Raw genomic sequence first — 15001 nt, 5'->3', positions numbered from 1 at the left:
ATGAACAAGCGAGTTTTAATTCTAGGAGGTCGAGGACGGATTGGCAACAGTGTTGCTGAGGATTTAGCTCAACATACTGCTGCTGAAATTACCATTACTGGACGGAAACTGACGGGAAATAGAGCGATTAATCCTCGGTTTCAGGTGTTAGAATTAGATTTAGCCGATCAACAGAAATTAGAAACTGCGATCGCAAATTCCGATTTAGTCATCCACTGTGCGGGGCCATTTCATTATCGAGATACAAAGGTTTTGCAAGCTTGTATTCAACAGAATGTTAATTATATTGATGTGAGCGATAATCGCGGCTTTACAAGTCGGATTTTAGAGCATTCAGAAGCGGCTAAAAAAGCTGGAATTACCGCGATTATTAATACAGGTATTTTTCCCGGTATTTCTAATAGCATGGTGCGTCAAGGCGTGGAACAATTTGATCAAGTTGAAAAAATCCATTTGAGTTATGTCGTTGGGGGGTCTGGTGGTGCGGGAATCACCGTCATGCGAACCACATTTATCGGGTTACAACGTCCGTTTGAGGTGTGGATAAACGGACAATGGCAAACGATTAAACCCTATAGTGAACGAGAAATCATTGAATTTCCTACCCCCTACGGAAAAACAGGAGTCTATTGGTTTGATATGCCCGAATGTTTCACTTTAGTAGACTCTTTTCCAGCTAAAACAGTTATCACAAAATTCGGTACAGTTCCCGATTTTTATAATTATTTAACCTGGAGTGTTGCCCATTGGTGGCCCGCCAGTTGGTTACAAAATCCGGCTGTGATTGAATTTCTCTCCCAAGTCAGTTATCGCATGACCAATGTTACGGATATTTGGAGTGGAATTGGGGTCGCTGTTCGCTCTTGTGTCACCGGAATTAAACAGGGGAAAACCGTTGATTTTTGTTCTACAATTGTTCATGAAAATACTGCTACAATTGCCGGAATAGGAACCGGAACAATTGCGGAATTGTGCTTAAACGGAGAACTGCAAAAACCCGGTGTTTGGCCCGTTGAACAAGTGCTTTCAACTCCCTTATTTGAAGCCGCCATGAACAACCGAGGCATTAACATTCAAACCTCGTAGGGTGCGTAAGCTCCGCGCACGCACCACCCTTGAATCTATCGTAACTCTTTAAGACGCTGTAACGCATCTTCATAAGAAGCTTTTCGACCTAATTTATCATAAAGTTCAGCAGCTTTTTGGAAATCAGCGATCGCTTTTTCTTTATTATTTAATTGCAAATAAGCTAAAGCTCGATTATAATAAGCATCAGCAAAACCCGGATTTAAACGAATCGCTTCGGTGTAATCTTCTATCGGATTAGGAGCGCGAGTCGGTTCAATAATTCGAGTCGCTAAAAGAGTGCGGGCAATGCCTCGATTAAAATAAGCTTCTGGAGTATTCGGGTTTAATTCAATCGCTTGATTAAAAGAATCAATTGCATCCCAAGTTTCCCCTTGATCTAATAAGGTTAATCCTTGAAAATAAAACGCTTGATAACTTTGGGGATGATCCCAGGAAAGCGGATTAACTTCTGGCAGTTTTTCATCAATGACTAAATCTGATGATTTTAACCCTGTTTCTAATAATTTTGCCATAAATAAATTAATCGGAATCGCCGCATTAAATCCTGTTTTAATCGGAGCCACATCCCCAGAACTGGTTTGAGCAAAACCAAATTCTCCCTGTCCATGTAACCCCACCACACGGGCTTCTGAATCAAAAACCGGCCCCCCACTCATGCCACTCCAAGTCACCGCTTGATAGCGTAAATTATAGCCTTCTGGACGATTTTTCGGGCGACTTGTCACTAATCCAGGGGATAATTCCGGTTCTCGTTCAACACCCGTTAATCCCCCCGTTGCTGGATATCCATAAACATAAATTTGAGCGCCAATTACGGCTTGTTCAGAATTCCCTAATGTTGCCACCGGATACTGTTGAGAACTCTCAAATTGAATAATCGCTAAATCGGGTTCTTGATCATCATTTTGTAAACGAATAATCTTCTGACTCGGATGATTTTTTCCATCAGAAGTTCGCACACTATATTGAACATTTGGATCTTCAACAACATGATTAACAGTCAACACCGTGTAAATCTTACCATTTTTAGCAATAATCACCCCAGAACCATCCCCTAATTGACTATTAATCTGCACGGTAATCGGTTCGGCAATTTCTGCAACCTGTTGTGCTGTTTTTGCCATCACAATCGTTGATTGACTGACAACTATTGCAGCCACCGTTCCCGTCAGCAGATAAAGAAAGGAATCAGACGAAAATAACCCTAAACCCATAATTCAACCCCTCTGTATAAATTCCCTTGATTTGCTATCATCCGTTACCCACTCCCCGTTAAAAATTTGGATAAAAATTAGCAAGAGGACAATATGATCCATAGACCAGGACTTACGCATTTATATCAAAGAAACCGGGTTTCTGACCCAGATTTTGCCGATGAAATCCAGATTTTTATTCAGAAACCCGGTTTCTGGGTAAATCCTATAGACGAAAATTCACTGGATTTGTTCATCATTTTTCTAATTTCTATTTTAAGCTAATCTCAATTCTGTGAAAACAATACAACACTTCTGACTTCCTCCCCCTGTAGAGACTTGTAGGGTTAGCGCTATTTCACTCTCAAAGTTTCTTATCCCTAGAGACAAGATGCAGTGGGATGTTCAGCCAATATTTTCTCGTTTTTATGATCCGTCTAATTTTTATATGAGATATCAATGTTGTTTTGAACTTGAAAAATAACTTAATAATGAGATGAAGTCAATATTAAAAAAACATAAAGAAATTGTCTAAAGGAGTCAATCAATTTTACAATTAAGATCATTAATAAAATAACAGAAAATGACGAGTACAATTTAATATTATTAAGTGGAGTTATATGAATAATTTAAGAGAACCAGAAGAACAATTTTTGGATTATATTTTAAGGATTATTTGGCAAGATCGGCGCAATACTCAAATAATTTATCCTATATTACAAGATAATTTAGATAAATTAACCGTTGATTTTGCCGAAAGATTACGTTATTGGGGAGAATTCCAAATTAGGCACTCTTCCTCTGAAAATTCTGAAAGTATTGCTACTCTTCTATACTGGTTCAGCAACTTAATTTTAGAGTTTCCATTAGGAGATAAAACTGCCAATATTGCTATAGCAAAAACAGGTTATGAATGCGCTTTAATCTTTTATACCCCAGAAATAAATCCTTTGGCTTGGGCAGAAATTACAATAAATCTGGGGATAGCTTATGAGGAAGATCCCCAAGCTGATCCCGTACAGAAATGGGAAGATGCTATTGATTGTTATCAAAAATCTTCTCAAATATTTACTCGTGAAGTCAATCCAGAAAAATGGGCATCGATTCAAGAAAATTTAGGGAATGCTTATCGTAATCGTCTGCTAGGTGAAGATGTAGAAAATTTACAACAATCTATCAGTTATCATCAAAAAGCTTTGCAAATTTTTAACCCTGAAAACTACCCTAAACAATGGGGAGTAAATCAACACAATTTAGGGCAAAGCTATTTAAAATTAGCTTCTTTAGATTCTGATAAATCTCATCAAGATCCAGAGCAATGTTTAGAAACAGCTATTCATTATTATGAACAATCATTACAAATTAAGAAAAAAGATGTATATCCTGATTCATGGGCTATGACGCAATTGAGCTTAGGTAATGCTTATTCGGTTCGTTTGCGGGGCAATCCAGAGGAAAATCATAAAAAAGCCCAGCAATATTATGAAAATGCTTTATCGGTTTATACCCCTGCTACTAATCCTTATTATTATCAACAGGTAAAAGGGGGTCAAGAAAGACTCAATCAATTAAAAACAAACTCTAATCGAGAAACTCAACAAGAAAGTTCTTTTATTGTTCAAGTGTTAAAGCTAACCTTAGCTAGTGAGGGAGACCCGCAAAAATTATTTCCTTTTTTAGAGAAAAATTTAGATAAACTCAATCAAAATTTCATCGACGAATTAGTTAGTTTTATTTCAGCTTTAAAGAAAGAAAAAAGTGAAAGAAAGGAATCATTATTTATGATGGCTATCTATATTTTTAGTAATCTGATGAATATTTTTCCTGGAGGCAACCGAGCAACGAATCTGGATATTGCGATTGCAGGTTGGGGATTAGTTTTACCTTTTTTTAAAGATCAGCCCAAAAACATAGTTGATATTCAAATTAGCTTGGGGTTTGCCTTCTATGAAAAACATAAAAATAAATGGGGTGATTTATATGTTAACCTAGAAGAAACTATTAAATGTTTTGAAGAAGCGTTAACTCTTGATCGGACTCAAAATTATTTAGGTCGAGAAAGTTTAGCCGATATACAAGATGGGTTGGGATTGGCTTATTTTAACAAAAATAAAATCAAAGCAGATCCTAATAATATTGAAAAAGCGATTAGCGCTTATGAATCAGCTTTAAAATATTTGCCAGAAGACAGCTTGGATTGGGCAAGGGTACAAAATAATTTAGGCAATGCTTATCGAGATCGCGTTCGTGAAGGCAATCAGTTAATAAATTTGAACGCAGCAATTGAGTGTTATGAGAAAGCTGAAAATATCAGTAAACAATACACTCACTCTACAATATGGGCAGATGTTCAAATCAGTTTATCTATAGCTTCTTATGAAAAAGGACTGTTAGGACATATCGGCAGTGCAGAAGATATTGAAGACGCGATTAAATATGCTGAGAATGCAGAAAAGGTTTATAATGATTCCAACAAAAGCAAATATCCTCAGCGTTGGGCTTTGGTTAAATTTCGTTTAGGAATTGCATATAGCGATAACCGTAAAGATAACCATGCAGAAAATATAGATAAAGCAATTAATTACTTAAATCAAGTGTTAGATGTATGGACTCAACAAGCTTATCCCTATGACTGGGCACAAACAAAACAAGTTTTAGGAGTAGTTTATTTTCAAAAAAGTCTTGCTGGACGAGGCGATAGAATTGCCAATCTTAAATTATCAGTAAAATATTTGGAAGAAGCCTTAAAAGCTTTTGAAGAGAAACATCCTGTTGATTACGCAGAAACTCAACGTTATTTAGCTGAAACTTATACAAATCTTGCTAAATATATTGAACCAGGAGAAAACTTGAAAAAAGCCCTTACTATTGCCAATAGTGCGGTCAATATTTTGATCGAAAATCGCCAACATAATACATTGAGTAAAGCTTATCAGGTCTTAGCAACTTGCTATAAAGATATGGGTGTATTTGGAGAAAATACCAAAGAAAATTTAACTAAAGCAATTGAATTTTATCAAAACGCACTCGCTCTAATTTCTCGTAAAACTCATCCTTTTGATTGGGGAAATATCAAAAATAGTTTGGGAAATGCTTATAAGCATAATGGTCAATATCAAGAAGCAATCAAATGTTTTGAAGATACTCTTCAACTTCATACTCGTAAAGCTTTCCCAACTGACTATATTAAAACTCTAACTAACTTAGGAAAAACTCATGAAGAATATAAGCAATTTACTGATGCTTTTAATTGTTATCAAGAAGCAATTAATACCCTAGAAGATGATTTAATTGACCAATTATTAGCCGATGATGATGCTAAACGAAAATTAGGAGAAGAATGGTTTAATATATATCAATACATGGTTGCAGTTTGTCTGAAGTTAGGCAAGCAAAATTCTAAATATTATGCTACAGCATGGGAATATGCCGAACGGAGTAAATCTCGTCGTTTAGTAGAACTTTTTGGGCAAACTAAACCTAATGATGTTTCTGATGAGATTTGGAAAGAATTTCAGGATTTAAGAAACCAACTAACTAACGAACAAAAATGGATAGAAGATAAAGAAAAGTCAATCATTTTATCAGGAGAAATTCTATCACAACATCCAGAGTTAGAACCAAAAAAAGCGGATTTAACGGAGTTGAAAAAGCAGTTAGACCAAAAACTCAATGATTATCCTAGGTTAGCTGCTACACAAAGGGTACAATATACTCCCTTTTCTAAAATCGGTGAAAAATTATCCGACGATCATACGGTAATTATTCAATGGTATCTTTTAGAAGCCGATCAAAAGTTCTGTGCTTTTATTTATACTCGCCAAAGCTCTCAACCTTATGTATGGGAATCCAGTCCGCAAGATTTTGAGAATTTACAGACATGGTATCAAGAATATTTTGTCAATTACATTTCCGATTTTAGCGAATGGAGTAATAAATTATCAGATCGGCTTAATCGTTTGGCTGAAATATTGCATATTGATGAATTACTGAATTACCTCCCGCCCAACTGTCAACAAGTTATTCTGATTCCCCATCGTTATTTACACTTACTCCCCATTCACGCACTACCAATTAAACCTGAAACTTGGCATAAATTTAATCCCAACTCTGCCCCTAATCAGGAGAATTATCTCTTTGAATGCTTTACTAAAGGAGTCCGCTACGCCCCAAGCTGTCAAACGTTATTAATGCTAGAAAAGCGGATTCGCCCTAACTTTAATCAATTATTCGCAATGGGTAATCCCACCCAAGATAGAGCTTTTACTGAATTATGTGTTAAAACCGTAGAAACCTTTTGGAAACAAAAACACCAGCAATCTGAACCTAAAGTTTTATGTGGTCAGAAAGCGACTAAAAACTCATTAACCCATGAATTAAAAGATTACCTCAAAAATGCTCATACATTTCTGTATTCGGGTCATGGTAGTTTTGAGTTTGAGTCTCCCCTCGATTCAGGATTGATCTTGCATGATAATGAACCGTTACAATTAACAGAAGTATTTGGTTTAAACTTAGAGCAATGTCGCTTAGTCACCCTGATAGGTTGTGAAACGGGAATGACAGACTGGACAAGTATTACCGATGAATATATTGGTTTACCCAGTGCGTTTTTGTGGGCGGGAGTATCAGGAATTGTCAGTAGTCTTTGGACTGTGGAGGAAAAACCCAGTGTGTTTTTAGGGATTAAGTTATATCAAAATTTACTGGCGCAACCGGAGGGTGAAAAAAATGTGATTCAAGCGTTGCGTGAGGCTCAAAACTGGTTACGGAATGTTACGGGTTCAGATTTGAATCGATGGATGTTACAAAATAAGTTAAACCAGCTACGGCAGATGTTAAACAACAACCCCCCATCCAATAATGACAAACCTTTCTCATCTCCCTATTATTGGGCTGCATTTTGTGTCATTGGAAAATAGGAAAATGTTCGTTGTTGGGCTTTAGCCCCTCCTATCAGTGCTGATCAACAAGTTGTGGGTGAGTTTCAGTTGTTTGAAGGGGTGATGTTATGCTACAATTTTACGAGACAATCAATTAAAATTGCCAATTAGAAAGAAAACTATGGCTAGTATTATACTGCAAGTTGATGAAGAAATTAAAGCGGTATTTGAACAGGCTAACCCTGAAATTCAGAAACAGCTAAGTCATATTATTCAATTGTTTTTGAGAGAAAAGTTATACAGCAAGACTTTGACTGAGGTGATGGCAGAAATTTCAGACAAAGCAGAACAGCGAGGCTTAACACCAGAAATTTTACAAGATATTTTAGCAGATGACAATGACGAATAGATTTGTCATCGATACGAATGTTTTAATCAGTGCTTATGAACAAAAAAACAATACTTCAACAAAAAAGACAACAAATTTTAGACATTGCCAGCCAATACGGTGCATCAAATGTGCGGATTTTTGGCTCAGTTGCCAGAGGAAAAGAAACCGCAGAAAGTGACATTGATTTTTTAGTAGAATTACCTTCTGATTTTACTTTATTAGACCAAATTGCTTTAATTCAATCCTTAGAAGATTTATTAGAATGTAAGATTGATCTAACAGAAACAGATAGTCTTCATCCTTTAATCAAAGAACAAGTTTTACAAGAGGCTATTCCCTTATGAAAGATGATCAACTTTACTTAACTAATATCAAAGATTGTATTGAGAGGATAGAGTCTTATACATCAGCCGGAAAAGACACTTTCTTAGAAACGCCAATGATTCAAGATGCTGTCATTCGTAACTTTGAGGTAATTGGTGAAGCGACAAAACGTTTATCTGAGACTCTCAAGGCTGAACATCCAGATATTGCTTGGCGACAAATTGCTGGTTTTCGGGATATTTTAATTCACGATTATTTAAAAATAAATATTAATCGAATTTGGGGAGTTATTGAAAAAGATTTGCCCCTTCTTAAAGAAAGAGTTGAGAAATTATTGTCTGCTTGATGATCTCAGAAACCCGGTTTCTTAAAGAAAAGGGGTTTCTGGTGTGTCTCACTACAAACCATATTCTCTATTCTAAATTACAAAATTCTCAATTAAATCGTTACCCCATAAAGAAATTTTAACGCTAAAGAATTGACCGATCGCCCCTGTAAATTCTAAACTGAGATATCTTTCCTCTTCATTAGCTATTGCTTTTGAAAATATTTCCTCAGTTTCATCTAATAAAGAGACTTGTAAACCAACAGGTAAATATTCGTCTGTAGCTGAAGTAACTTCGATTAAAACATCAATTAAATCATCTTCACCTACCCGCAATGCTAAGAATAAATCAAACCAATCATCAGTAGGAAACTCTATAGTTTTTGTTTGCCCTACAGCCCCTAATGGATGCTCTGGATCGAGTTTACCTAATGTTAAAGCTAATTGCCAGCGCGTTTCACTATCTTCTATGGTAGTAATGCGAGTCGCTAACAAATTAATAAAATCTTGAGGGATATTACTAAAATTTTCTAAAAATTTCCCTAATTCATAAGCACTCATAAGAATTGAGTATTTATTATCACTATTCAATTCATCAACTGTTAAACTTAATTCACCATTTTGAGAAGTATTACTAGCATAATCTTGTAATGGGTTATCCTGAGAAGGATTGTTTCTTTCAAAAAAGGCTGAATTCATGGCAATCCGATCAATTATCATAGGAGTCGCCCTTAGAGTTATTGGTGCTGTGGCTCTGATATTCTCAGTTAAATTTTGATATGATTTTAGAGCTAATTTAGCAGCTTGTACTCTTATATCGTAAAGCCAGTCATCAACTTTGATATTATCAAACCATTGGGTTAATTTAAACCCAATATCCCTGGCTTCTGAAGACTCTAATTCATCGATTTGTTGAATGTCTAAAATCGGAAATCCTAAGATTTCTGTGATTTCACCTGACTTGATTTTAGATTCAAGACGTTTAAATCCTTCTAAAGAACTTTCAAACTCTACAATTACGCATCCTTGCCCAATAAAAACAATTTTATTCGTTGGATCTTCTGTGAGAGCTTTAACATACTGATTCATTTGTTTTTGCGATCTTCTCATAGCGTCAATATCGCCTTTAAACTTGAGTGCCCATTTTATCGTTTCTCCTTCAACTCCTACAGACACCTGTTCAACTTCAATTTTACTCTTATTTTCACAAGGTTTGCTAGTCATAGCTTCAATTTCTTGCCGTCTTGCTGTCCATTTTTCTTCAAAAATACGGAATATTTCCTCTTTATTTTTGGAAGGTAATCGCAAGTAAAACTTTAGATTTTTAGCATCTGCGCCTATTTTGGTACTTTGGCGAACTAAGATTTTTAGGTCTTCTTCTAAATAAGCCATAGCTGTCTGAATAAAGCCTTTATATGTCTCTAACTCCTTACCAGCACAGTTGGGATTATAAATTACCCTAACGAGGTCTTCTTTAGTAGTTTTTTTAACAACTAAGTGATGAGGTTCTGGATTCCCTATTGTCCATTCAGCTTCGATTTTAGTTTCATTTTTTTTATACTCTAATAAAGCTATCATAAATTTTTCAACTTTATCTCTATCCGTATCTGTAAATCGTCTGGATACTGCTTTTGGCATAGTTTCCTTCCTTAAGATTAAGACTAATTTTTGCTTTTAGGATATTTGGGATATTTGCGATATTTGGGATGTTCCAGATTCCTGAATGAGTTTTAATAAAAAACAGTGATAACAACCATTTGAAAATTATTTAGAGTCGTCATTTTCCTCCAATACTCCAAATTTAAGCTTGATGGTGTAAAGGAAAAATATTCCCTTACCCGAACCTAAACAACTCAATAAATATGTTGGAGGTCAAAGCTATGACTACTGATGATTCTATCAGAGTCAAAGAACCTTGGCTACTGGTACTCATGGGTATCACAGGGGATGCCGCAGAAACCATGTACGCACCTGGTTTAGCCAAAGCTTGGCAACAAAAGCTGGTTCACCCCCAAACCGCCATTGTCGGTGTAGCACCCGATGAATGGAAGGGGAAGAAGTGGACAGAAACCGACGTTAAAGCCCATATCCGCAAAGGAACTGGGATTAAATCTGATGAAGAATGGGTCACTTTAGGTTTAGAAGAATCTATTTTCTTCCGACCAGGAAACGTTACCGATTCTAACAGTTATCCAGACCTCAAAGAGTTTCTGCAAAAACTCGATGGGGAACGGCAAACCGAAGGACGACGCCTGTTTATTTTGTCACTCCCTCCCCAGCTACTAAAAACAGTTATTCTCAATTTAGCTGAAAATGGGATGCTTGACGATTTTGAAAAAAATGTTGTCTTTCTGGATAAGCCTTTTGGTGCAAATTATCAAGGGTCTGTTGAACTCAAAACACTCCTTGAAAGTGAACTTGTTTTTGCTGCTGTTGCCTAGCTTTTTTTAACAGTTATTAGGGTGGGAAATACCTGCCCTTTTCTGGAGGTTCTATGAAATTGAAATCCAAACAGATTTATCCTGGCGACCATGCTCTTGCTAAGGGGATAACTCGACAATTATTCACCTTGCACCTCAACCCATTTTTACGGGCTACTCTTAACCGAGACTGGGTTTCCAGTATCCAAATCATCTATGCGGAAACAGTAGGTTTTGAGGGGCGCGAATACTTCCTGAACACTGGCTCGTTTCAGGATATGATGCCGCACATCGCGCAGTGGCTAAGTCTTGTTTTACTTGATGCTCCTTCTCCTAATAACTTGACCAAAGAAACGATTACAGAACGTCAAGTTGAAGCCCTATTGCAATGCGAAATTGTTTCAGCAATTCGGGCGCAATATAGCCGAGGATTTATCGGAGTTCAAGGTGTTCCTGGTTTCTTGGAAGAAGCAGGATATCAATACCGGACAGAGACGTTTTTCGCTGTCAAGGTGTTATCAAATGCTGAAAAATTGTTTGGGGTTCCTATCTACTTGCTATCAGGTAAACGGGCGAGTCAACAAAAACAAACCAAGGTAGTGATTGAATACTACCCTTTGAGTCCATTGGGGTCAACCAAGATTGTCTTTGATGTTGTCAAGAACAAGGTGGAAATCCCCTTTATTCTCAAGACTCCTGATGCGGGATTTGAGCTTGAATCTCTCTCAAAAGACATTGATTTAGAGCCTAGTATCGATGGTCATACTCGCTTGTTGTTAGATGCGATGCGAGGAGATCTTTCCTTAGCTTCTTCTCCTGATTTCGGAGTAGCAACATGGCAACTGATTACCCCAATTGTCGAAGCATGGAAGCAAGACACCTTTACCCCCATTCCTCAATATGAAGCAGGTGGACAATTGCCTGTAGAAGCTCATTTAATGATTCAAAACGATCATCGTGAATGGGCTTTAGGTTAGGGATTTTGCAGCCAAGATTTAGAGACTTACCCACGACGAGGATAGAAACCGGGTTTCTTTTTAGGTATTGACTTGAGAAACCAAAGATTGCTTTTAGAAACCCGGTTTCTTGAGCTAAGTCCTATTCTTTTAAATTACCTTTTGGGATATCCCAAATAGATTTCACCTAATAAGTCTGATCGCTGATTATATCAGGCTTTTGCAATTCATCTGGGAGGCATCTTGACCTCCCAAATCTCCCAAAAATACGCTCAAACTATTGCATTTGGAGAATAGTTATGAAAGATTCATCGAGTATCGTTTCGGCTGCTTTGTTAGGCAGTTCTGCCTTAGCTAGTACCCAAGTGGGTTTGACAACAAGTGCAGCCGGAAGTTTAGCGGCTTCTAGCGGAATTGGAGTCTCGGCGATGACGACTACAACAACCATCGGAAGTTTGACGACCTCGCTGACTACCACCGCCTTAGCCACCGGGCCTTTAGTTTGGTTAGCTTTACCTGTTGTTGTTGGTGTGGGAATCTGGGCTTATAACCGCAGTCGCCGATAGAGGATTATTCTAGTCCTTGAGATTGCATAGAGACCTTGTATGTATGCAAGGTCTCTATGTTCTGTAAAGCGTGATTTTACAAGGAACTAGCAGGCAGAAACATCTGCTGTACAGACTGAATAATTAATAATGACTTGGGTTAATCCTTCTAAGGTATATTCTTGAGGTTCAATGTCTACCCGTCCTAATAAATTGATACAACTTTTAGAGGTTTGGGGGCCAATAGAAGCAATACAAATTGAGTCTAAATAATTCGGCGGTAAAGTGTGTTCAGGGAGGGATTGAATTAACTGATAATAATTTTTAACAGTTTTAGAACTAGCAAAAGTAATCACATCAATTTTTTGACTTTGTAACGCTTCTAAAACGTCAGGAGAAATACTATCAGGACACCCCGATTCATAAGCAGCGACTTCCACAACTGTTGCGCCTTTTGCGGTTAATTCCTGAACTAAAACCTCTCGTCCTCCCGTTTCTACTCTGGGGAATAAAATTGTTTTACCGTCTAAAGATTCGGGGAAATGTTCAACCAGGGAATCTGCAACAAAATCTGGGGGAATAAAATCTGGTTTTAAACAACGTTCTTGTAAACTGGCGGCGGTTTTTTTACCAACAACAGCTATTTTAGTTTGACCTAAACTACGGATATCTTTTCCCAGGGTTATTAACCGATTAAAAAAGTATTCAACGCCATTAGAAGAGGTTAAAATTAACCAATCAAAGTGACTTTCAGACCCTTTTTCTAACTGTTCAATGGCTTGATCTAAACTATCCCAACTGGAGGGAGGAGTAATCACTAAAGCTGGCATTTCTATCACCGTTGCGCCTTGTTCTTTTAAGAGTTCACTAAATTGACTGGATTGTTCAGCAGAACGAGTGACTAATATTGTTTTTCCGAATAAAGGTTGATTCATAATAGACTGATTTAAAATAGAATTTTCTAGGGGTTGATTGAATTGCCAAGAGTGTTGGGTAGGGTTAAGGAAATCTCGCAAGCGCACGACTTCACCTACTACAATCACACAGGGAGATAAAGACTCATGGGCTGTTGTTTCTACAATATCATTTAATGTACCGATCCAAACTTTTTGTTGAGGACAACCCCCAGATTTAATAATCGCAATGGGGGTTTGGGGAAGACGTTCATGGCGTAATAGTTGATGGACAATTTCAGCTAAATTTCGTCCTCCCATTAAAATCACTAAGGTTTCAATTTGCGAAACAATTTGCCAATCTAAGGCTTCTAAATCATGGGCGGTCATGACTGCGAAGCAACGACTCATTACCGGGTCTGTTAGGGGAATATAGGCGAGAGTGGGTGCGGCTAAAGCGGATGAAAGTCCGGGGATGACTTCAAAGTTACATTGAGATTCAATTAAGGCTTGAATTTCGGACGTGGTACGCCCAAAAATAAACGGATCGCCTCCTTTTAAACGAATGACTTGTTTTCCTCCCCGACAATATTCGACTAATAATTGATTAATTTCTGCTTGGGACGTGCTAGGCTGTCCGCCTCGTTTTCCTACATTAATTTTTAAACAATTTGCCGGAATTAATGTTAAAATAGAATCATCAACTAAAGCATCATAAATTATGACTTCTGCTTGGGAGAGTAATGCTTGAGCTTGTAAGGTTAGATAAGCAATTTCTCCTAACCCTGCTCCCATTAAATAAACTTTTCCTTTTTGCCCAATCATTGGTAGAATTTTAGAGAAGTGAAGGTTTAAACCTAATTTTATCCTAACTCAAGGGTATGAAGCTTTAAGAAGTGTCACAGTGGATATCAGAATATTACTATTTTTCTTCATAATCGGGGAACAGAAGCAGGGTGAATTGACGTTGTGAGGGTCAATAGTCTATGACTTGACCGAATATTTAGGGTTTTTGGTGCGTGCGCGTTGCTTACGCACCCTACTAATTATTGAGGAGGGTTGAATTTTTATGAGAATACAGTTTAATTATGGTGATTTCGGTTTAGGATTAACTGTGATCTTGTTACTGACTTTTAGTGTTTTACAATGGTTACATATTCCGGCGGGAAGCTTTTTAGATTGGGTCATCGGTTGTGCGGTTTTTTGGTGGTTATTGTTGATTGTAACGGTTCCTTGGAATGTTCATTTTGAGGCGAAAGAAGTCTTAGCAGAAGCCGAAGAATCGAAAAAAAAGGGAATTTTTGTTGAAGAACAACAAGTTCAATATGTCACTCAGTTAGCTCAACGTTCTCTTTGGGTTGCTTTGGGTTTACATTTGTTATCCACTATCGGACTTTATGGGTTAGCTTGGTTAGGAATTAGTGTGGTAGGTTATTGGGGTGCAGGTGCAGCTTTACTGTTAACGATTTTACGGCCTTCGGTGCGTGCTTATCAATATTTAGCCACCCGATTAGCAATGGTTCGTCGTCAATTTTCCTATCCCCGTGAAGATGTTGTAGAACTGCGAAATCGCTTTGAAATTTTGGAAACAACGTTAAAAGAGTTAGAAAGACAATTGAATCTAAAATATCCTGATTCTTGGGCGACTCAGCAAGAACAAAAATGGCAAGCAACTCGTGAAGGATTAACGAATTTAACAGCTAATTTAGAAACGTTAAAAGCGACGAATCAATCGGAACATCAGCGTTTAGAAAGAGAAGCCAAAAATGCGATCGCTCAATTAAGTGCTGATGGGCAATTTCTTAATCATGTTCGAGAAATTATTCGATTTGTCAAAGAGGCGTAATCAGTAATCAGTGTAGAGACGCGCCATGGCGCGTCTCTACCAGTTATCAGTTATCAGTAGAGACGTGCCTTGGCGGAGCCATGCCGTAAGGCTTTTGGCACGTCTGTACCAGTTGTCAGTTATCAGTTTATGGATA

Annotated in this window: 12 protein-coding genes; 9 read left to right on the top strand and 3 right to left on the bottom strand. The window is 37.4% G+C overall.

Annotated features, from left to right (window positions below):
• Positions 1-1086 (top strand): saccharopine dehydrogenase family protein, encoded by a 1086-nt coding sequence (locus H6G57_RS18005; RefSeq protein WP_190520961.1) that lies wholly within the window; start codon positions 1-3, stop codon positions 1084-1086.
• 35 nt (positions 1087-1121) lie between these two features.
• Here H6G57_RS18005 and H6G57_RS18000 read toward each other — a convergent pair whose 3' ends face one another.
• A complete protein-coding gene (locus tag H6G57_RS18000) occupies positions 1122-2303 on the bottom strand; it encodes a tetratricopeptide repeat-containing serine protease family protein (protein ID WP_190520960.1) in 1182 nt (393 codons plus the stop codon).
• A gap of 599 nt (positions 2304-2902) precedes the next feature.
• Between H6G57_RS18000 and H6G57_RS17995 the strand changes: the two genes are divergently transcribed.
• From H6G57_RS17995 to H6G57_RS17980, 4 genes are all read left to right on the top strand, one after another.
• Positions 2903-7204 carry a CHAT domain-containing protein gene (locus tag H6G57_RS17995; protein WP_190520959.1) on the top strand — a complete coding sequence of 1434 codons (4302 nt, stop codon included), beginning with the start codon at positions 2903-2905 and terminating at the stop codon, positions 7202-7204.
• Positions 7205-7346: 142 nt separating this feature from the next.
• The gene (locus H6G57_RS17990; RefSeq protein WP_190520958.1) at positions 7347-7574 is read left to right on the top strand and encodes a hypothetical protein; all 228 of its coding nucleotides are present in this window, start codon (positions 7347-7349) and stop codon (positions 7572-7574) included.
• 35 nt (positions 7575-7609) lie between these two features.
• Complete coding sequence (locus tag H6G57_RS17985; protein WP_190520957.1) at positions 7610-7900, top strand: nucleotidyltransferase family protein; 291 nt, start codon at positions 7610-7612, stop codon at positions 7898-7900.
• Positions 7897-8226 (top strand): DUF86 domain-containing protein, encoded by a 330-nt coding sequence (locus H6G57_RS17980; RefSeq protein WP_190520956.1) that lies wholly within the window; start codon positions 7897-7899, stop codon positions 8224-8226. The genes H6G57_RS17985 and H6G57_RS17980 overlap by 4 nt, the downstream gene beginning before the upstream one ends.
• 72 nt (positions 8227-8298) lie before the next feature.
• Here the strand turns inward: H6G57_RS17980 and H6G57_RS17975 are convergent, their stop codons facing one another.
• On the bottom strand, positions 8299-9843 hold the full coding sequence (locus tag H6G57_RS17975; RefSeq protein ID WP_190520955.1) for a DUF1822 family protein: 1545 nt from the start codon (positions 9841-9843) through the stop codon (positions 8299-8301).
• A 242-nt stretch (positions 9844-10085) separates the two neighbouring features.
• Here H6G57_RS17975 and H6G57_RS17970 point away from each other — a divergent pair, with 242 nt between their 5' ends.
• The 3 genes from H6G57_RS17970 to H6G57_RS17960 all read left to right on the top strand — a co-directional run bounded on the left by H6G57_RS17970 (position 10086) and on the right by H6G57_RS17960 (position 12147).
• Positions 10086-10646 (top strand): hypothetical protein, encoded by a 561-nt coding sequence (locus H6G57_RS17970; RefSeq protein ID WP_190520954.1) that lies wholly within the window; start codon positions 10086-10088, stop codon positions 10644-10646.
• A gap of 53 nt (positions 10647-10699) precedes the next feature.
• Positions 10700-11602 carry a hypothetical protein gene (locus tag H6G57_RS17965; RefSeq protein WP_190520953.1) on the top strand — a complete coding sequence of 301 codons (903 nt, stop codon included), beginning with the start codon at positions 10700-10702 and terminating at the stop codon, positions 11600-11602.
• Positions 11603-11880: 278 nt separating this feature from the next.
• On the top strand, positions 11881-12147 hold the full coding sequence (locus H6G57_RS17960; protein WP_190520952.1) for a hypothetical protein: 267 nt from the start codon (positions 11881-11883) through the stop codon (positions 12145-12147).
• Positions 12148-12233: 86 nt separating this feature from the next.
• Here H6G57_RS17960 and cobA read toward each other — a convergent pair whose 3' ends face one another.
• A complete protein-coding gene (cobA, locus tag H6G57_RS17955; RefSeq protein WP_190520951.1) occupies positions 12234-13844 on the bottom strand; it encodes a uroporphyrinogen-III C-methyltransferase in 1611 nt (536 codons plus the stop codon).
• 244 nt (positions 13845-14088) lie between these two features.
• Here cobA and H6G57_RS17950 point away from each other — a divergent pair, with 244 nt between their 5' ends.
• The gene (locus H6G57_RS17950) at positions 14089-14865 is read left to right on the top strand and encodes a hypothetical protein (RefSeq protein ID WP_190520950.1); all 777 of its coding nucleotides are present in this window, start codon (positions 14089-14091) and stop codon (positions 14863-14865) included.
• Positions 14866-15001: the final 136 nt, after the last annotated feature.

Origin of the sequence: Planktothrix sp. FACHB-1365, from assembly GCF_014697575.1 — a bacterium.
Lineage (GTDB): Bacteria > Cyanobacteriota > Cyanobacteriia > Cyanobacteriales > Microcoleaceae > Planktothrix.
This window is presented reverse-complemented; position numbering and strand designations above follow the sequence as displayed.

Bases quoted from the DNA above. Each gene is read 5' to 3' on its own strand.
- H6G57_RS17980 (WP_190520956.1), top strand. From the start codon at position 7,897: ATGAAAGATGATCAACTTTACTTAACTAATATCAAAGATTGTATTGAG.
- H6G57_RS17990 (WP_190520958.1), top strand. From the start codon at position 7,347: ATGGCTAGTATTATACTGCAAGTTGATGAAGAAATTAAAGCGGTATTT.
- cobA (WP_190520951.1), bottom strand. From the start codon at position 13,844: ATGATTGGGCAAAAAGGAAAAGTTTATTTAATGGGAGCAGGGTTAGGA.
- H6G57_RS17950 (WP_190520950.1), top strand. From the start codon at position 14,089: ATGAGAATACAGTTTAATTATGGTGATTTCGGTTTAGGATTAACTGTG.
- H6G57_RS17985 (WP_190520957.1), top strand. From the start codon at position 7,610: ATGAACAAAAAAACAATACTTCAACAAAAAAGACAACAAATTTTAGAC.
- H6G57_RS17960 (WP_190520952.1), top strand. From the start codon at position 11,881: ATGAAAGATTCATCGAGTATCGTTTCGGCTGCTTTGTTAGGCAGTTCT.
- H6G57_RS18005 (WP_190520961.1), top strand. From the start codon at position 1: ATGAACAAGCGAGTTTTAATTCTAGGAGGTCGAGGACGGATTGGCAAC.
- H6G57_RS17970 (WP_190520954.1), top strand. From the start codon at position 10,086: ATGACTACTGATGATTCTATCAGAGTCAAAGAACCTTGGCTACTGGTA.
- H6G57_RS17995 (WP_190520959.1), top strand. From the start codon at position 2,903: ATGAATAATTTAAGAGAACCAGAAGAACAATTTTTGGATTATATTTTA.
- H6G57_RS17975 (WP_190520955.1), bottom strand. From the start codon at position 9,843: ATGCCAAAAGCAGTATCCAGACGATTTACAGATACGGATAGAGATAAA.
- H6G57_RS18000 (WP_190520960.1), bottom strand. From the start codon at position 2,303: ATGGGTTTAGGGTTATTTTCGTCTGATTCCTTTCTTTATCTGCTGACG.
- H6G57_RS17965 (WP_190520953.1), top strand. From the start codon at position 10,700: ATGAAATTGAAATCCAAACAGATTTATCCTGGCGACCATGCTCTTGCT.